Below are 18778 nucleotides of genomic sequence, written 5' to 3'. Positions count from 1 at the left end.
GGGGTGAGCGATGGCGCGCCGCCGGCAGCGGCGCGCCGCGGGATCAGGTCAGTTCCTTGTTCGCCATCTCCGGCGCGAATTTGGTCGCGGTCGCGGTGATGGCGGCGCAGGCGATCAGCAGCAGCGAAACCGGCCAGGTGGCACCGCCGCTCCAGGCCATCAGAGAGGCCGCGATCAACGGCGTCAACCCACCGCTCAGGGCCGCGCCGACCTGAAACCCGAGCGAGGCACCGCTGTAGCGCAGCCGCGCGGAGAACAGCTCCGAATACCAGGGCGCGCCGATGCCGAACATGACCATCTGGCCGAAGGTGATCGCGACCACGATGGTTCCGATGACGATGGCGGGATCGCGGGTGTCGAGCAGCCAGAACAGCGGGAAGGCAAACAGCGCCGAGAACACGCAGCTCGCATAGAACATGGTCTTGCGGCCGACGAGGTCGGACAGCCAGCCGAACAGCGGAATGGCGAGCAGCGCGACCAGCGATGCGGCGAACGCGCCGTTCAGGACCACCGCGCGCGGCAGCCCCAGATTGGCCGTGGCGTAGGACATCACGAACACGCCGCCGATGCTGGCATAGGCGATCTCGGAGATCTTCAGACCGACCGCGGTGAAGAACGGCCTGCGGTGATGCCTGAAGATCTCGACCAGCGGCATGCTTGCGACCTCCTTCTTGGCCTGGACCTGACGGAAGGCCACGGTCTCCTCCATGTTGAGGCGAATGTAGAGACCGACGCCGACCAGAAGGATCGAGATCAGGAAGGGAATGCGCCAGCCGTAGGTCATGAAGTCGCTTTCCGGCAGGCTCGCCACCAGCGCGAACATGCCGATCGCGGCGAGATTGCCGATGGGGTTGCCGACCTGCACCATGCTGCCGAGCAGGCCGCGGCGATGCGTCGGGCAATTCTCGACCACCATCAGCACCGCCCCGCCCCATTCGCCGCCGAGGCCGATGCCCTGGAGGAAACGCAGGCCGATCAGGAGCAGCGGCGCAGCGATGCCGATCTGCTGGTAGGTCGGCAGCAGGCCGATCAGGAAGGTGCCGATCCCCATCACCATGATGGTGATCGCGAGCATCGCCTTGCGGCCGACCCGATCGCCGTAATGGCCGAAGATCGCGGCGCCCAGCGGCCGCGCCAGGAAGCCGACGGCGTAGGTGCCGAAGGCGGCGATGGTGGCGAGCGTGGGATTGCCCGCGGCGAAGAACACCTTGTTGAACACCAGCGCGGTCGCCGTGCCGTAGATGAGGAAGTCGTACCATTCGACCGCGGTGCCGATCACGCTCGACCACACGATCCGTCGCAAGCTCGCCGCCTCGTCCGGCGCTACGTTCAGGGTTACGTCGTCTGCTACGGTCATCGATCTCTCCAGAAAGGTACCGGCATCAGGGAAAGCAGTTGGCTCTGTCCGCGGCCCATCGGCAGCCGGGACGGTAAAAATCGATCATGTTTACTATTGGAAATCAACGCCACGGGACGCGGCAACTGCCGCCGATCGCGGCAGAGAGCCCGAGATGCACTACATTTTGGCGGATTTTCGCGATATACCAACAAATCTGCTCACATTATCTGCGGCCCTGCACTAAATTTCTGCGCTATGGTTTTCCTTAGGAATACACGCTGGTGCACGCGAAATGAGCGGCGCCCTTGCCGGGCTGGCGGTTCGGCCGCATCTGTTGCAAAAAGGAGCCTCAGCAGTTCGGGAGACTCATGCGTGCTTGACGTCAGCAAAGCGACAGCGGTCGGGGGCAATATCCGCCAGGCGCGGATTGCCAAGGGCCTGACGCTGGACCAGCTTGCGAAGCAGAGCGATCTCACGCGCGGCTACATCTCGTTGGTCGAGCGCAACCTGAAGATCCCCTCGCTCGCCGCGCTGTTGCGGATGGCCGCTGCGCTCGAGGTCAATGTCGCGAACTTCTTCGACCCGAACGCCGAGCCGGCGCCGCGCTACACCTTGTTCCGCCGCGAGGACGGCAATGTCCCGCTGTTCCAGGATACGTTCGGCGTGGTCCCGCTGGTGACGGGCCGCACCCGCAAGATGATGGAGCCCTTTCTGCTGAGCCCGCCGCACAAGTCCGCGACGCGCGCCTCGCATGCGGGCGAGGAGTTGCTGTTCGTCATCAACGGCAAGATCGCCATCAAGCTCGACGGCGAGGAGCTGACGCTCGGCAAGGGCGACTGCCTGTATTTTTCAGGAGAGACGCCGCACGAGGTCAGGAGTCTCGGCCGGCAGAAGGCCGAAGTGCTGGTCGTCGTGGCCCAGAGCCCGACGTAACGTCACAAGTCGGCAGATCCTAACGGAACCAGAAGAAGCGTCCGGGCGGCGGCGGGATCGGCTCGGGCGGACGCGGCCGCTTCGGACGCGGCGGCCTCGGCGACGGCTCGTCCGACGAGATCGTCTCCGCCGCCGGTACCATCTCGCTGCCCGGCACCTTCACCGACAGCAGCAAGTTCGATTCATGCATGCGCCAGCGATAGCCGACGCCGAAGTCGATCGGCTGGGCGCGCGTGAACAGTTCGGCGTAGCGCTCCTGATAGCGGCCGGGGAATTCGTCGATCGGTCCGAGATAGCGGCCGAACGGGAAGAACCGCCACTGCCGCGCATTGTAATTGGCGAGCGGAATGCCTGAATCATCCTGGATGATGGTCGCACTGTTGGCCAGCAGCCAGTCGCGAGTGGCCGCGAAGTCACCCTTGTGCAGCAGATAGGATGCACTCTTGAGCAGGCTGTTGCCCGGTCCGAGCGTCTCGCAGAATCTCAGGAATCCCGTATTGCGCGCGCCGGCATTGGAGAGGTCGGTCGAGAAATAATACAGCGTGCGCGCCTCGCCGTCGCTGCCGGCAAACGTGATACGGACGCCGTGCGTGGCGTTCCGTCCCGGATTGTCGTTGCCGGTGTGCATCCCGCCCTTGGCATCGAGCGCGATCATCTCGACGTTGCGGATGGTCTTGCCGGACCGCGCCAGGAAGACATAGAGGATCGGCAAGGTACCGTTGACCTGGTTGGCGTGCAGATCGACCTTCATCTGCTTGGTGATGAAGAAGGAGAAGCTCAGGATCGAGCCGAGCGAGCGCTCGACATTGTAGAGCGCCGTGCCGACCGCCCCGCGCGGCAGCCTGGACAGATCAGGCACGGCGCCGACCGGCTCCAGCGCGCCGAGCACATAGGTGCTGGCCTTCGAATAGAAGGCGTTGGCGTAGAGGAAATCCGGGCCGCTGAACATGTAGAACATGGTCGGCCGGGGTGCAGCGAGGTTGACGTCGGACCAGGCGCGGATCTTCGAGAGCTGCCGCTGCTCGAGTTGGGCAAAGGCGCCGTCGAAGAACTTTGCGTGATGCTGCCAGCTCGGGTCCCGGGTCAACGGCACCAGCGGCGAGTCCGCCGAGGGCTGCATGCCCGCGAGGAAGCGCGCGGTGTCGTCGAAGGTGACGTCGGCGGCCCGCACGGACGAGATGGCCGCAGCCAACAAGGACACAGCGACGGCCGCAATTCTGAGGGCTCGAAACATGTCTATTCGCGATCGTGTGACGTGCCAGCGGCGACCGGCCGCCTGCGGAAAATAGCATAAATCAACAGGCCCGAGAGCATGACGAGCAATCCTGCGAGGGAATGCACCGGTCGCTCGGTCAAAAGGTAGTACATCATGAAGCCGGTCACGAGCAGGAAAACCAGCGGCGTGAAAGGGTATCCCCAGGCGCGATATGGCCGGGGCAGGTCGGGATCGGTGATACGCAGCTTGATGACGCCGGCAACCGTGAAGAACGAGCAGAACAGCAGCGAGAACTGGATGAATTCGAGCACCGCCTCGAAGCTGCGGGTGAACAGCAACAGGGTCGCGACGGCGAGCTGAAACAGGATGGCATAGGCCGGCGCGCCGCTTGCCGAGCGCGTCGAGAACACGCGCAAGACCGGGATGTCCTCCCCCATCGTCATCATCACCCGCGGGCCGATCCACATCATCGCGCTGATCGAGGAGATCAGGCCGAAGCAGATCATCGCGCCGACGATGCGGCCACCGAAATTGCCGAAGATGGCGGTGCCGGCGACGCTGGCGACGTCGAGCTGGCCGGCGAGCGCGCTGATCGGCGTGGAATAGAGAAACACCGCATTCAGCGCGACGTAGAGCACGAGCACGATCAGCGTGCCCGCGAGCAGCGCACGCGGCAGATCCCGCTGCGGCATGTTCATCTCGCCGATGATGTAGGTCGCAGCGTTCCAGCCCGAGAACGAGTACATCACGAAGACGAGCCCGATCGCGAACGGCGCGCTGACGATATGGGCGAGATCGCCCGGCTGCGGCATGAAGGCGATCGGCTGCGGCACGCCGATGACGAAGCCCGCGACCAGGAAGCCGACGATCAGCACGACCTTGAGGACGGTCGAGATCAGCTGAAAGGTCGAAGAGTGCCTGACGCCGGTCAGTTGCACGATCGAAACCAGCCAGACCACGCCGATGGCAAGCGGGATCGGCGGCAGATCGGGCACGACAGATCTGGCGTACTCACCGAACGCCATGGCTGCGAGCGCGACTGGTGCGGCAAAGCCGACCGTCGCCGAGACCCAGCCCGCGAGAAACCCGAAGGCCGGATGATAGGCGCGGCCGAGGAAATTGTATTCGCCGCTCGAACGCGGAAACATCGCGCCGAGCTCGCTGTAGGAGACCGCCCCGCACAGCGCGACGATGCCGCCGACAGTCCAGAGCAGCAGGATCGAGAAGCCGGACGGGATGTCCTTGACCTGAAAACCGAGGCTGGTGAAGACGCCGACCCCGATCATGTCGGCAACGACGATGGCGGTTGCGACCAGAACGGAGACCCCCGGCCCGCTTCCGGTCAGCCGGCCAGTCCAGGGCGCAGTACCCGCATCGGATGCCGTCATCGGAGTCCTTCTCAGCCGACACGCCCCCATGGGGAGCATCGCTTAGTTTGGTCCAGTCAATTCAAGCAGGGTTAACAAGGGTTAAATGAGGCGGCCGAAATAGGTATTTCAGCACCAATTATGCATGGTTCTGGGCAATAAACCCGCAGAAACACCGGAGAATCCCGTTTTCCTCCCCCACAATCACGACACGATTGCATGGTCCTTTTGAGCGTTCCGGATGTGGGGAAGTTTCTCCGGACACTTAACGTCGCCTAAACGCCAGTCGGCTCAATTGTCCTAATAGTTGCCGATGGTTCGTGACTTGGGTTGTCACTTGGGGTCATGGGTGGATGGTCGGGGCCGTTCCGAAATCGAGAGCTGATGGTCGTGCGGACCGGACGTCGTCCGGTCTGTGCGGTCGCGCGCTCCGGATCGGCCTGATCTCAGCCTTTGTGCCGCTGTCGCTGACGCTGGTTCAATGCGGCAGGGCGCCCAATCCGTCGGCGCTCGCGGCGAACTCGCAGGCCAACGTCCAAGTGGTCGCCAAGACCAACAAGGCCGCCAGTCAGCAGGTTGCGAGCGGCGACACGTTCGAGGACCGCTTCCCCGCCCCGCAGTTCACGGAGCGCTTCCCGTCGGCGAGCGAGAGTTTTCTGCAACGGCAGATGTCGGACTTCTCGCCCAAGCGCGCCGTGCAGCAGCAGCCGGAGCAGGCGCCCTACAAAGTCGCCTCGCTCACGCCGCAAGTCCCCTACCAGCGTCCGGCACGCGACGACCTGACGACACTCGTCAGCATGAAGTCGTCGGCCTTCCCCTATTTCGGCAACAACCCAGCCTCCGACGCGCCCTTCCTCAATATCTCCAAGGGCGACCGCCGCGGCCACCGCAGCTATTCGGGCCGCGTCTACTGGCAGGACGAGACCTACAGCGACAGCCGCGTGCTGGTGCACGTCCCCGAGCATTTCGACGTGCACAAGCCGGGCGTGATCGTGGTGTTCTTCCACGGCAATGGCGCGACGCTGGAGCGCGACGTGCGCAACCGCCAGCTGGTGCCGCAGCAGATCACCGATTCCGGCGCCAATGCCATCCTGCTCGCCCCGCAGATGGCGGTCGATGCCGCCGATTCCAGCGCCGGAAAGTTCTGGCAAGCGGGCGGCCTCAAGCGCTTCATGGAGGAATCGGCGAGCCACCTCGCCCGCCTCACCGGCGATCCCAACAGCGCGCGCGCCTTCGCCAACATGCCGATCGTGATCGTCGGCTATAGCGGCGGCTTTCTGCCGACGGCGTGGAGCCTCGAGGTCGGCGGCATCAGCGACCGCGTCCGCGGCGTCGTGCTGCTCGACGCCGTCTATGGCGAGATGGACAAGTTCGCGTCCTGGATCGAGAGCCACCGCTCCGGCTTCTTCGTCAGCTCCTACACCCGCTACACCGCAAGGCGCGACCGCGAGCTGATGAGCATGCTCAGGCAGAAGGGCATCAGCGTCTCCGAAGACATGGACGGCCCCTTGCGTCCCGGCAGCGTGGTGTTCGTCGAGACCGGCGAGGGCATCACCCATCGCGACTACGTCAACCGCGCATGGACGCAATATCCGCTGAAGGACGTGCTGGTGAAGATGTCGGCAACGCCGGCGATGGCGCTGACGCGTGTGGCGGCGACCAGCTCCTCCGCATCGGGCCGATAGCCTCGATATTGCGTCCCGGCATTTCGGCGCGCTGCCTGCAATTCTCTCAGGCTTTGATCAAATTGTGATGTTGATGGCCGGCATCCCCGGAAGCCACCGGATTGTTTCCACCGGCAACACACATAATTTGCCGGCCGGGTTGCATTTGGAATTCTGCGGGGACAGGCCGTGCGTCAGGGACTGTACAAGGTCGACTTCCACACGGTTCACGGAACCGGGTGCGGCGTCGTCTATGTGACGGACGGCAAGATGCGCGGCGGTAATTCCGCCTTCGCCTTCATCGGCACCTATACGGGCGAAGGCGACAGCATCAAGGTCAAGATCTCGACCCGGCGCTACAACGACGATCCGTCATTCAAGGCGCTGTTCGGCATCGACCGGATCACGCTGACGCTCAGCGGCCGCGAGGACGGCGACACCGCCGAATTCGAAGGCACCGCCCTGCAGGTGCCGGGCGTTGCCTTCAGAGCCGTACTGAGCCGGATCAGCGACTAGCGCTGTCCGGTTCGAGCCATCAGGTTTTGGGCAGCTTCGGAATGCTCTCGGCAAAGCCGTTGAAGCAGGCCAGCCGCTCGTCCTCTTCCTTGAAGAAACGGCAATCGGCGTAACCCTTGGCCTTCGCCGGCTTCGGCTTCGGCGCCGGCGGGATGATGGCGTCGTAGCAATTGAGCCGGTCCTTGGTGCCGTCGTCGAGGTCGAGGCAGGCCTGGAGCCGCGCCGCGATCGATTGCGGCTTGCCCTTTGGCGCCGGAGTGGCCGTGGCGGCGGCCGCCTTGGTCCCCTTGGGCTTGACCTGCACCAGCGGCTTGTCCCCCACCATCGGTGGCTTGTCGGTCTGCGCAAACGCGGAGGCTGAATAGAGCACCGCGGCAACCGCCAGAATCATCCTCATTTCAGTCAACTCTCTTTGGTCCCCATGCCTCGCCTTCTAGCGCTCCCGCGCGCGGTTTGCCAAGCGCCTTGCCCACAGGAAAACGTGGGATTCACGCCGTTACGGCAGCAGCCCGCCGGGGCCGGCTCATGATCACCAGGGCCAGCGCCAGCACGACGAAGCCGGCTGCCACGAAGCCGAGCGGATGCAGCAGCTCGCGGGCGAACAGCAATCCGCCGATGGCGGAGCCGACGGCCTGGCCGATATAGAGGACCGACGTATTGAGCGCGACGGTCGCCGACGCCAGCGGCGGCGCGGCCGCGACCAGCCGCACCTGCTGCATCGAATTGGTCGAGGCAAAGCCCAGTCCCCAGATCGCGACCGCACCTGCCATCAACACGAGCGTACCGGCCCCGAGCGCCCAGCCCGTGATGCCCGTGAGCAGCAGGCAGGTGAACAACACCGAGGTTCGGTAAGGTCCCCAGGTGTCGACGATGCGGGTGGCAATGACGACGCCGAGGAAGCCGCAAACACCGTAGATGCCGAACACCAGACCGATTGCATCGGGGCTGGCATCGGTGAGCTTCTTGAGCAGCGGGCCCATGAAGGTGAACACCACGAACTGCCCGGACATCTGCAGCATCGTGATCGCCAGCAGCAGCAAGATCGCCCTGCTCCGTCCAACCCCACTCCAGGTCTTCAGGTCCACCGGCGTGCCCTTCAGGCCAGACGGCAGGCGCAGCAGCAACAACAGCAGGCTGATGCAGCCGAGCGCGCCGATCCCGCCATAGGCCGCGCGCCAACCGTAGCGGCTGGCCAGGAAGGTGATCAGCGGCAGACCGACGGCGGCAGCAAGCGACCAGCCGAGAAAGATGTAGGCGATGGTGCTGCCGCGCCGCTCGGCCGGCACGATCAGCGCCGCCGTGCCGGCCGCTTGCGGCGTGTAGAGCGCACCGACCGCGAGCATCACGAGGCGAATGATGAGGAGGCTCGTGTAGTCGGGTGCGAAGGCCGAAGCGAGATTGCCCAAAGCGAGCACCGCCAGCGTCGTCGCAAGCAGTATCCGCCGCTCGATCCGGCTGGTGAGCCAGGCCGTCAGCGGCGAGCCGATACACAGCGTGATCGCGCCGAAGGTGATCAGGAGCCCGGCCGCATGAATGCTGATGCCCAGCCCCGCCGACAATTCCGGCAGCATGCCCGCCGGTGCCAGCACCGAGCAGCCGGTGACGAGATTGCCAAGCATCAGGGCGGTTGGCGCGAAACGCCCGGCGCGGGGGCTTTCCATGCAAATGCATGTAGAGCGGGCTTGCAGCCAGTTAAAGGGCGCCGCGCGAATTAGTTGGTGCAAGGCCCCGACTTTTGCGCGCCGCTTTCTTGGAAATGCCGGATTGCACAGGCCGAATCGCCTGATATATCGCTCGTTCCCGCTTACCTGCGCTCGTTCGCAGGAGTGAGCCTCAGGAGAAAAGCAATGTCCGACCAGCCCAAATCCGAATCCGGCTTTCAATACAGCCTCAGCAATCTGAAGCCCGTGACCCCCGCCGCCAAAGTCACCCTCACCTTCCCCGACGGCGCCCAGCGCCAATATGACAAGAGCATTACCGGGCTCGAGATCGCCAAGGGCATCTCGCCCTCGCTGGCCAAGCGCACCGTTGCGATGGCGCTCGACGGTGTCGTCGCCGATCTCGACGATCCCATCGAAGCCGATGCCAAGATCGAGCTGATCAACCGCGACGATCCGCGCGCGCTCGAATTGATCCGCCACGACTGCGCACACGTGCTCGCTGAAGCCGTGCAGACGCTGTGGCCGGGCACCCAGGTCACCATCGGTCCCGTGATCGAGAACGGCTTCTACTACGACTTCTTCCGCAACGAGCCGTTCACGCCGGAAGATTTTGCCGCGATCGAGAAGAAGATGCGCGAGATCATCGCGCGCGACAAACCGTTCACCAAGGAAGTCTGGGACCGCGAGAAGACCAAACAGGTGTTCCGCGACAAGGGCGAGGCCTTCAAGGTCGAGCTGGTCGACGCCATTCCCGGCAACGAGCCGATCAAGATCTACTACCAGGGCGACTGGTTCGATCTCTGCCGCGGCCCGCACATGACCTCGACCGGCAAGGTCGGCAACGCCTTCAAGCTGATGAAGGTGGCCGGCGCCTATTGGCGCGGCGACAGCAACAACCCGATGCTGACCCGCATCTACGGCACGGCCTTCGCCAAGCAGGAGGACCTCGACGCCTACCTCAAGCAGATCGAGGAAGCCGAGAAGCGCGACCATCGCAAGCTCGGGCGCGAGCTCGACCTCTTCCACTTCCAGGAGGAAGGTCCGGGCGTCGTGTTCTGGCATCCGAAGGGCTGGACCATCTTCCAGCAGCTCATCGCCTATATGCGCCGGCGCCTCGCCGGCGACTACAACGAGGTCAACGCGCCGCAGATCCTCGACAAGGTGCTGTGGGAGACCTCGGGCCATTGGGGCTGGTACCGCGAGAACATGTTCGCCGCGCAGTCGGCCGGCGACGAGGCCGAGGACAAGCGCTGGTTTGCGCTCAAGCCGATGAACTGCCCCGGCCACGTCCAGATCTTCAAGCATGGCCTGAAGAGCTACCGCGACCTGCCGCTGCGCCTTGCCGAGTTCGGCGTGGTCCATCGCTACGAACCATCCGGCGCCATGCACGGATTGATGCGCGTGCGCGGCTTCACCCAGGACGACGCGCATGTCTTCTGCATGGAGGACCAGCTCGCCGACGAGTGCCTGAAGATCAACGATCTGATCCTGTCGACCTATGCCGACTTCGGCTTCACCGGCGATCTCACGGTGAAGCTCTCGACCCGGCCGGAGAAGCGCGTCGGCACCGACGCGATGTGGGACCACGCCGAACGCGTGATGGCGACCGTGCTGAGCCAGATCCAGGCGCAGAACAACCACATCAAGACCGAGATCAATCCGGGCGAAGGCGCCTTCTACGGGCCGAAGTTCGAATATGTCCTGCGCGATGCCATCGGCCGTGACTGGCAGTGCGGCACCACGCAGGTGGACTTCAACCTGCCGGAGCGGTTCGGTGCGTTCTACATCGACCATGACAGCGGCAAGAAGGCGCCGGTGATGGTCCATCGCGCGATCTGCGGCTCGATGGAGCGCTTCATCGGCATCCTGATCGAGCACTATGCCGGCAACTTCCCGCTCTGGCTCTCGCCGGTGCAGGTGGTGGTCACGACCATCACCTCGGAGGCAGACGAGTACGCCAAGCAGGTGCTGGAGCAGGTCCGGCGCGCCGGGCTTCGGGCCGAGATCGATCTTCGCAACGAGAAGATCAACTACAAGGTCCGCGAGCACTCGCTGGCGAAAATCCCGGCGCTGCTGGTGTGCGGCAAGAAGGAAGCCGAGACGCAGTCGGTCTCCGTCCGCCGGCTCGGCAGCGAAGGCCAGAAGGTGATGACGACGGCGGAGGCGATCGCCGCCCTCGTCGACGAGGCCACCCCGCCGGACGTCCGGCGGGCGCGCGACGCGGCCTGATCCCTGAAATCGATCTAAATTCGCTTCCGGTTGCGGGCGTGCATGCTTATCTGAGCTTGGCACGCCCGACGACCAGCCGAAGAGGATATCGCAGTGCCCGACGCCATCGAACTCTTGAAAACCCGCCGTTCGGTCAAGCCGCGCGAGATGACCGGGCCCGGCCCCTCCCCGGCCGAGCTCGAGACGATCCTCACCATCGGTGCGCGCGTGCCGGACCACGGCAAGCTCACGCCCTGGCGCTTCATCGTTTTCGAGGGCGATGCGCGCCAGCGCGCCGGCGAGGTGATCGCGAAGGTTTTTGCCCGCAAGAATCCCGGCGCACCCGCGGCCGACGTCGAGGTCGAGCGCAAGCGCCTGATGGATGCGCCGCTGGTGATCGGCATCGTCAGCTTCACCAAGCCGCATCCGAAGGTGCCGGCCTTCGAGCAGGAATTGTCGGCGGGCGCGAGCGCCATGAACATCGTCACCGCCGCGACCGCGCTCGGCTACGGCGCCTGCTGGCTGACCGGCTGGTTCTCGTTCGATCGCGACGTGCTGGACGGCCTCGGCCTCAAGCCGGACGAGAAGCTCGCCGGCTTCATCCATATCGGCACGCCGACCAAGCCGAGCGAGGATCGTCCGCGACCGTTCCTTTCGGAAATCGTGACGCGATTTTAATCGAAGTCTGGTTGACGCCTCCGACGTCTTGCGGCTTTGTTCCCGGCCAGGGAGGAAGCCCGGATGAAGCGTCGTGAATTTCTGGTCGGAGCCGCGCTGCTGGCCGGCTCGATGGCGCAAGGCCGCGCCGCCGCCAACATCCCCGCCCCCTCGCCCGAGGGCCTCGATCGCATCACCGACTATTTCAAAAACGAGGTGACGAGCGGCCGGCTGCCGGGCGCGGTGATCCTGGTGCAGCAACACGGCAAGCCGGTCTACTTCAAGAATTTCGGCGTGCGCGACACCAGGACGGGCCTTGCGATGACGCCCGATACGATCTTCGCCATCCACTCGATGACCAAGCCGATCACGTGCCTCGGCGCGATGATGCTGATCGACGAGGGCAAGCTCGCGCTGTCGGATCCCGTGTCGAAATACATTCCGCTCTTTGCCGACACCAAGGTCGGCGTCGAGCCGGACGGCACATCGACGCTCACACTCGAGGCGCCGATCCGCCCCGTCAACATCGAGGATCTGCTGCGGCAAACCTCGGGCATCAGCTACGATTATATCGGCGCCCCCTGGGTGATGAAGGTTTACGAGGCCGCCAATATCTTCGACGGCCCGTTCAACAACAGGCAATTCGCCGACCGCATCGCCAGGCTGCCGCTGACGCGCCAGCCCGGGACGCTGTGGCGTTACGGCCATTCCACCGACGTGCTCGGCGCCGTCATGGAGATCATCTCGGGCCAGACGCTGTACCAGTTCCTCAAGCAGCGCATCCTGGATCCGCTCGGCATGACCAGCACCAAATTCGTGCTGACGACCGAGGAGGAACGCACGCGCATGGCGCGGCCGCTGCCGAACGATCCGGTCCTGCTCGCCGGCGAACGCGACCGCCTCGCCCATCCCGAATGGGAGTCCGGCGGCGGCGGCCTGCTCTCGACCATCACCGACTATCAGACCTTCTCGCAGATGCTGCTCAATGGCGGCGAGTTCGACGGCAAGCGCTATTTGAGCCCTGCGGCCTTCAAGGCGATGACGACCGATCACATCGGCCCCGGCTCCGGCGTCGCACGCGACTATTTCTATTTCCCCGGCGACGGTTTTGGCTATGGCTACGGCATCGGCGTGCGCACCGATCCCGGCAACGCAAAGCCACCGCCGGCGGGCTCGATCGGCGAATTGAAATGGGACTCGGGGAGCGGCACCTATTTCGGCGTCGACCCCAAGCTCGACATGGTCTACCTGATGATGCAGCAGACCCAGAACGAGCGCAGCCGCATCACACCAGCGTTCAAGGAGCTGGTCTACGGCTGCTATCCGCCCGAGCTACGCCGCCCGTGAGGAACGCTCGCCGAACTCGGCGAGCAGCTTCGCGATGTCGGCGGCAGGCCGCGCCGCGCTGAACAGAAAGCCCTGCACCTCGTTGCAGCCTTCGGCGCGCAGCCAGTCGAGCTGATCCTCGGTCTCGACGCCTTCCGCGGTCGTGGTGATGTTGAGGCTGCGGCCGAGACCGGAGATCGCGCGCACGATCGCGCCGCAATCGGGCCGCTGCGCCAGATCCTTCACGAACGAGCGGTCGATCTTGATCTTGTCGAACGGGAAGCTGCGGAGATAGCTCAGGCTGGAATAGCCGGTGCCGAAATCATCCATGGAGATGCCGATGCCGAGCTCGCGCAATTGATGCAGGATCGCGAGGTTGGCATCGGTCTCGGCGAGGAAGATCGACTCGGTGATCTCGAGCTCGAGCCGCTTCGGCGACAGGCCCGATCGCGCCAGCGCGGAGATCACGACCTGAACGAGGTTGCGGCTGCGGAACTGCGCCGGCGACAGATTGACCGCGACCTTGACGTCGGAAGGCCATTTCACCGCTTCCGCGCAGGCCTCGCGCAGCACCCATTCGCCGAGCTGCGAGATCAGGCCGATGTCTTCCGCGACCGGAATGAACTCCGCCGGCGAGATCATGCCCTTGTCGGGGTGACGCCAGCGCAGCAGCGATTCAAAGCCGGAGATGCGGTCGGAGGCGATCGACACCAGCGGCTGGTAGTGCAGCTCGAACTCGCCATTGGCAAAGGCGCGGCGCAGGTCGAGCTCCATGTCGCGGCGCTTCTGCGCCTGCAGATCCATCTCGCGCTCGAAGAAATGATGCACGCCGCCGCCGTCCGACTTCGCCCGGTACAGCGCCATGTCGGCGTTGCGCATCAATTCTTCCGAGGTCACGCCGTCGCCCGGTGACAGCGCGATGCCGATGCTGGCGCCGATCACCATCTCCTGGCCGTCGATGTCATAGGGCGCCTTCAGCATGTCGATCAGCAGGGTCGCGCAGGCGCTGGCCTCGTTCGGCGAAACATCGGCTGCGAGGATCACCGCGAACTCGTCGCCGCCGAGCCGGGCCGCGAGATTGGCGCCGCGGACGGCGGTGGTGAGACGTTCGGCAACTTCCTTCAGCAGACGGTCGCCCGACGGATGCCCGAAGGAATCGTTGATGTTCTTGAACAGGTCGAGGTCGATGTAGAGCACGCCGACCCGCTTGCCGGCGGCCTGGTCGAGTGCCTGCTTCAGGCGGTCCTGGAAATATTCGCGGTTGGGCAGGTCGGTGAGCCCGTCGTGATGCGCCATGTAGGCGATCCGGGCTTCGGCCTTGCGCCGCTCGGTGATGTCGGCGACTGCAACCAGATAGCCGTCGCGATCGTTGAAGGTGACGCGGCGGCCGAAGGTGAGCACTTCGATCTCGCTGCCGTCGGCGCGCAGATGCCGCCAGTTGCGTGAGGAGTGGTAGGTATCGCCGACACGTTCGAGCGCTTCGGCGTGGCTGTCCCACTCGTCCTCAGGCCAGATCTCGTGCAGCTTCATGCGCAGGAACACGGCGCGGCTATAGCCGTAATGTTGAACCGCGGCGTCGTTGACGCCGAGGAAATCCTTGGTCTCGGCGTCGAACACCCACATCGGCATCGGGTTGTTGTCGAACAGCAGGCGGAACGAGGCGTCGCGCCGCTTCATCGCGGTGACATCGGAGATCGTCAGCGAGATGACGTCGGCGAAGGCCGTGGCGCTCATCCGCAGGTACCGGCCGTCGTTCTCGATCTCGAGCTGCTCACCGCGGCCGCCTGACACCGCCTTCAGCAGGAACGCCATGACCTCGGAGGTGGCCAGCAGCGTGGTCCCCTCGCCGATCTGTCGCCACAACAGGCCGCCGCTCGCGACATTCAGCAGCAGCTCGGCGCTCTTGTTGTGATGCACGACCTGGAAATCGGACGGCTGGCCGCCCGCATCGCGCAACGTCGCCAGCGAGACCACGGCGTCGTCGGTCGCGGAGAAAATCGCATCCAGCAGATTGTATTGCGCGCCGCGCTCGTTGACATAGGCGCCGACCAGCGTGGCACCCCAGCGCGAGGCAGTCGGCAGCGCCAGCACGTCATAGGTCCGGACCATGCCGTCGCGCACGCAATGCGCGCTCGCCTGGTGCGGCCGTCCGTTGTTCAGCGCGTTCGACACCGCTTCCGACAGCGCCGTGGCGCAATCCGGCGGCAGCTGCGTGACCGGAATGTCCCAGCGCTCCTCGCCGAGCCATTGCTGCACGTAGCGTCCGCTGCGCGACAGCTCGAGCGTGCCGTCGTTCTTCAGCAGCGCGATGTGGTCGGCGAGCCGGCCGAGGCTGCCGAGCATCACGTCCTCATAGCGCGGCAGCCGTTCGCCCGGCTTCAACGCGGCGCGCCATTTGCGCTGAAGCACCGGGATGTCGTCGAACATTTCGGTGGCCGGTTTTCCCGGCATCTTCTTCGCGGCAGTCATTGCAGTCCCCAACGCACTTTCCCGCCGCATCCAATGCAACCGCACTTAATGCGGTGTAAAAAGGCCGCAGGCGGAGGTTCCATTCGGCGTATATGACAGTTTTAAGTCAGGTGTTGGTTAGTGGGCGTTAGAGACTATGACGGTTGCTTAAAATGCGAAGCGTGTCGGCGTGGGAGAGCGAAGTGACGGCGCGCCAACTGCATCAACACCGTCATTGCGGGCGAAGCGAAGCAATCCAGAATCCCTCCTCAGCGGCAGTCTGGATTGCTTCGTCGCTACGCTCCTCGCAATGACGGAGTACGTGGGTGGCAGCGCGTAGCGCGTAGGATGGGTAGAGCGCAGCGAAACCCATCGTCGTTTTCTCCGCGCTGAAACGTGATGGGTTTCGCAAGTGCTCTACCCATCCTACGGCCTCGCAGACACGCCTTCGCGCTCTCGCGGCTTGTTTTCGCCCGAGCTTTGCTTCGTCGTCTCACCCTCCATTGAAAGAGGGCGCAGGGAAGGCCGGGAGCCGGCTGGCTCCCATTGACCGCCATGCCATGAGTAGATGGCGCTACAATGCACAGCGGGAAACAGGGCAGCCGGAGCATCCCGGCCTTCCCTGCGCGATGGTTGGAACGGCTTATGTCGTGCGCTCCCCGGGGAGCGATGCACTATTGCCCCCGTCACCTTGCCGATGACTGATGCGCTTGTCCGGTCGGACAGCACGCATCACCACAAGGCTTGACGCACAGACCCCGGGCGTCAGGACCACACGATTTTGCCGTACGCGAACTGCATCTGTCGTTGGCGCGAGGTCTTCGCTCACGGTTACCCGCCCTGCGAAGCCCATCGTGCCGATGCGGCCCACGTCCACCGCCGTCCGGCCCGCGTTCGTGACGATCGCGATACGCCCCTCTTCCTTGGGCCGGGTTGCGGCGACGGATACGCCGTTTCCGAATTTCGGTAAAGTGGAATATTTTTGGCGACGCGGGTTGACCCGTTGCTTGGGTGTTTTGCCCGTCGGGCAACGCAAGGTCTCGTAGCCCGGATGAGCGAAGCGATATCCGGGATCAACGGCACAAGCGGCCTCGGGGTGTCGCTTCGCTCACCCGGGCCACGAAACCGCCCGCGACTAGTCCTCGCTGGACGCGGCGGAGCGGTTGCGCAGATACGCCTGCGACAACAGGAAGAACAGCGCGCGCTCGCCATGATATTTGGCGGCCGGCCGGGTGCGGTCGAAACCGTCAGCAAATATCTTGCCGGACTGGTCGCACACCTGCCACCGCCAACCGAACCGCTTGCGCCTGGTAAGGATCACTTCGAACATGCCGACGGGCTGGGTCCCTGCTCTTGCCGGTCTCGCAAGCTCATGCCTGCTCCGGCCTCCCCCGTTAGACGGATGCCCGACATATAACGCAGCAGGATGGAAAGAGAATAAAATTGATTATCGGAAATACGTATCTTCCACCGCCGTGATGAACGTCACGACGTTCATGGAATAAGCTGATGCTGCCGGTGTTTGCGGGGCCCGCCGTCGCGCGTTGATAGCGCTTTCAACGATATTCAAATCAGAACACAAGACGCGGAGCCCGGTAAGCAAACGCTCACCGGGCCTTCATGCGACATTTGTTAGCGGCCGACGCGCGCCTGGAGATGGGCGGGATAGCGATCGCCCTGCACTTCCACCTTCGCCAGCACGCCTGCAATGGCCGCGAGATCGGCCTCAGACAACGTTACCACCGCCGCACCGAGATTTTCCTCGAGCCGGTGCAGCTTGGTGGTGCCGGGAATCGGCACGATCCAGGGCTTCTGCGCCAACAGCCAGGCCAATGCGATCTGCGCCGGCGTCACTTTCTTCGCTGCTGCGATGTCGCCGAGCAGATCGACCAGCGTCTGATTTGATTTGCGTGCGCTGGATGAGAAGCGCGGTACGATATTGCGGAAATCGCTCGCGTCGAACGTCGTGCTTTCAGTTATCGCGCCGGTCAGAAAGCCTTTGCCGAGCGGACTGAAAGGAACGAAACCGATTCCGAGCTCTTCCAGCGTCGGTGGAGGCGCTCAGATATCGGAAGTGAGGGAGCCTCCTCGTCATTGCGAGCGCAGCGAAGCAATCCAGAATCGTTCCGCGGAGGGACTCTGGATTGCTTCGCTGCGCTCGCAATGACGATGTGGAGAGATCCGGCGCTCTATCGGCCAGACGCGCGGCAAAGACGTTAGCGCGCCACGACTTCGACTTCGCCGTCGACGCCGTTCACGACGTTGAAGCCGCGCTCGTAGACCTTGCCTTCGTTCTTGGCGATGGCGCGGTATTCGCCTTCGGAGAGCACGACGCGCGGGAAGGCGCCGATCGATTCCTTGATGACGTCGCCGCCGGGGGTCAGCACCGACCAGGCGGTGTTGGCGAGCGCCTCGCCGCCCCGGTCGCTGACGAGCTTGAGCGTGATCACGGCGGCGCGGTGGGTGATGGTGACGTCGGTGAGCTTGCCGGCCTGGACGCGGATGTCCGAGCGCACCACCGAGTTGGCGTCGCCATAGTTGGAGATGATGTAGTAGGTGCCCTCCGGGATCAGCACCACGTCGCCGGCGGCGACGTTCGGCACCAGCGAGGCGCGCTCGCCGGCCTCGAACTGGCTGCCCTTGTAGATCGCGAACGAGATCTGGTTCTGCGGAATGCGGCTGGTGCCGACGCGACCCTCGATGCGCAGGCCGCCGGCCGGCAGCAGGAAGGATTCGCGGTCGGTCTCGGCCTTCAGGCTGACGGTGCGCACCGCGCTGACGAGGCCGAAGGCAACGTGCACGACGTAATTGCCGGGCGGCAGCACGATGTTGGGCGTCGCGTTGCGGTCTTCCTTGATCAGCTTGAAGGTGCCGTTCTCGTCGGGACGGTCGGCGAACACCCGCCAGACCAGGCCGCTGGTGATCTGGGGCGAGTCCTTGCCGTATTTGGCGGTCAGCGACAGCACGCCCTGGCCGGGCACGGCCGCGTTGAGCGGCGGGGCCGACGGCACGGTCGTGACGGCGGGCGGCGGCATGCTCGGCGTCACCGGCTGGGTCAGGGTCGGCGGCAGGCTTGGCGGTCCGGCGCCCGGGCCGGAGGGCGGCGCCAGGCTCACGGCGCCACCGGGATCGGGCACCGAGGCGGGCGGCACCGGCGGCGGGCGGTCGGAGAAAAGCTGCGCCTGTGCAGCGTTTTGGCCTGCGGTAACGAGGCACGCAGCAACGATCAGCGCCGGCAGCAGCCTGCCGCTGCGCCGCCATCCGATGATGCCGTCACCCCCGCGTGTCATGTCCCCTGCTTTTCACCGAAAACGCGGCAAATTCAAGCCTCTGATACCCCAGGAAATACCGGCCGGATACGGTTCTTTGGAACCCGGTTGACGCCTGCGTGATTAGACCTGAGGCAACCGCCCTCGCCATACTCCTGCCCAGCGCCCTCCCCA

The 18778-nt window shown here is 64.5% G+C and carries 14 protein-coding genes and 1 pseudogene; 6 read left to right on the top strand and 9 right to left on the bottom strand.

The genetic code is table 11. The features are described from left to right. Positions 1-43: 43 nt before the first annotated feature. Complete coding sequence (locus tag RAD16_RS20740; RefSeq protein ID WP_458159750.1) at positions 44-1357, bottom strand: MFS transporter; 1314 nt, start codon at positions 1355-1357, stop codon at positions 44-46. 354 nt (positions 1358-1711) lie between these two features. Between RAD16_RS20740 and RAD16_RS20735 the strand changes: the two genes are divergently transcribed. Then, on the top strand, positions 1712-2272 hold the full coding sequence (locus RAD16_RS20735; RefSeq protein ID WP_458159749.1) for a helix-turn-helix domain-containing protein: 561 nt from the start codon (positions 1712-1714) through the stop codon (positions 2270-2272). A gap of 19 nt (positions 2273-2291) precedes the next feature. Here the strand turns inward: RAD16_RS20735 and RAD16_RS20730 are convergent, their stop codons facing one another. Both RAD16_RS20730 and RAD16_RS20725 read right to left on the bottom strand, forming a co-directional pair. Next, positions 2292-3506, bottom strand: coding sequence for a hypothetical protein (locus RAD16_RS20730; protein ID WP_458159748.1), 1215 nt, complete (start codon positions 3504-3506; stop codon positions 2292-2294). 2 nt (positions 3507-3508) lie between these two features. Further along, positions 3509-4876: an APC family permease gene (locus tag RAD16_RS20725; protein WP_458159747.1), complete on the bottom strand. Its 1368-nt coding sequence runs from the start codon at positions 4874-4876 to the stop codon at positions 3509-3511. A gap of 332 nt (positions 4877-5208) precedes the next feature. On the opposite strand from RAD16_RS20725, the gene RAD16_RS20720 reads away from it, so the two are divergent. Together RAD16_RS20720 and RAD16_RS20715 are read left to right on the top strand one after the other, a co-directional pair. Next, positions 5209-6540, top strand: a complete 1332-nt coding sequence (locus RAD16_RS20720) for an alpha/beta hydrolase (protein ID WP_458159746.1) — start codon at positions 5209-5211, stop codon at positions 6538-6540. Between the two features lie 168 nt (positions 6541-6708). Then, entirely contained in the window at positions 6709-7035 is a 327-nt protein-coding gene (locus RAD16_RS20715) for a GrlR family regulatory protein (RefSeq protein ID WP_326899153.1), read from the top strand. Between the two features lie 19 nt (positions 7036-7054). Here RAD16_RS20715 and RAD16_RS20710 read toward each other — a convergent pair whose 3' ends face one another. Then, the gene (locus RAD16_RS20710) at positions 7055-7432 is read right to left on the bottom strand and encodes a hypothetical protein (protein WP_458159745.1); all 378 of its coding nucleotides are present in this window, start codon (positions 7430-7432) and stop codon (positions 7055-7057) included. Between the two features lie 91 nt (positions 7433-7523). Further along, positions 7524-8696, bottom strand: coding sequence for an MFS transporter (locus RAD16_RS20705; RefSeq protein WP_458159744.1), 1173 nt, complete (start codon positions 8694-8696; stop codon positions 7524-7526). Between the two features lie 186 nt (positions 8697-8882). Between RAD16_RS20705 and thrS the strand changes: the two genes are divergently transcribed. The 3 genes from thrS to RAD16_RS20690 all read left to right on the top strand — a co-directional run bounded on the left by thrS (position 8883) and on the right by RAD16_RS20690 (position 12908). Further along, on the top strand, positions 8883-10925 hold the full coding sequence (gene thrS / locus RAD16_RS20700) for a threonine--tRNA ligase (RefSeq protein ID WP_458159743.1): 2043 nt from the start codon (positions 8883-8885) through the stop codon (positions 10923-10925). Positions 10926-11018: 93 nt separating this feature from the next. Further along, positions 11019-11582: a nitroreductase family protein gene (locus RAD16_RS20695; RefSeq protein ID WP_458159741.1), complete on the top strand. Its 564-nt coding sequence runs from the start codon at positions 11019-11021 to the stop codon at positions 11580-11582. Between the two features lie 63 nt (positions 11583-11645). Beyond that, positions 11646-12908 (top strand): serine hydrolase domain-containing protein, encoded by a 1263-nt coding sequence (locus tag RAD16_RS20690; RefSeq protein ID WP_458159740.1) that lies wholly within the window; start codon positions 11646-11648, stop codon positions 12906-12908. On the opposite strand, the gene RAD16_RS20685 is transcribed toward RAD16_RS20690, so the two are convergent. The 4 genes and pseudogenes from RAD16_RS20685 to RAD16_RS20670 all read right to left on the bottom strand — a co-directional run bounded on the left by RAD16_RS20685 (position 12894) and on the right by RAD16_RS20670 (position 18625). Continuing rightward, a complete protein-coding gene (locus RAD16_RS20685; RefSeq protein ID WP_458159739.1) occupies positions 12894-15356 on the bottom strand; it encodes a putative bifunctional diguanylate cyclase/phosphodiesterase in 2463 nt (820 codons plus the stop codon). The two genes, RAD16_RS20690 and RAD16_RS20685, sit on opposite strands and share 15 nt — an antisense overlap. 1114 nt (positions 15357-16470) lie before the next feature. Beyond that, complete coding sequence (locus tag RAD16_RS20680; protein WP_458159738.1) at positions 16471-16665, bottom strand: hypothetical protein; 195 nt, start codon at positions 16663-16665, stop codon at positions 16471-16473. Between the two features lie 302 nt (positions 16666-16967). Further along, positions 16968-17387, bottom strand: a pseudogene (locus tag RAD16_RS20675) (aldo/keto reductase); the annotation flags it as partial. 164 nt (positions 17388-17551) lie between these two features. Beyond that, entirely contained in the window at positions 17552-18625 is a 1074-nt protein-coding gene (locus tag RAD16_RS20670) for a hypothetical protein (protein WP_458159737.1), read from the bottom strand. Positions 18626-18778 lie beyond the last annotated feature (153 nt).

Source organism: Bradyrhizobium sp. 18BD (assembly GCF_054185225.1).
Note: the sequence above shows the minus strand (reverse complement) of the source record. Positions and strands in the feature narration are given on the sequence as shown.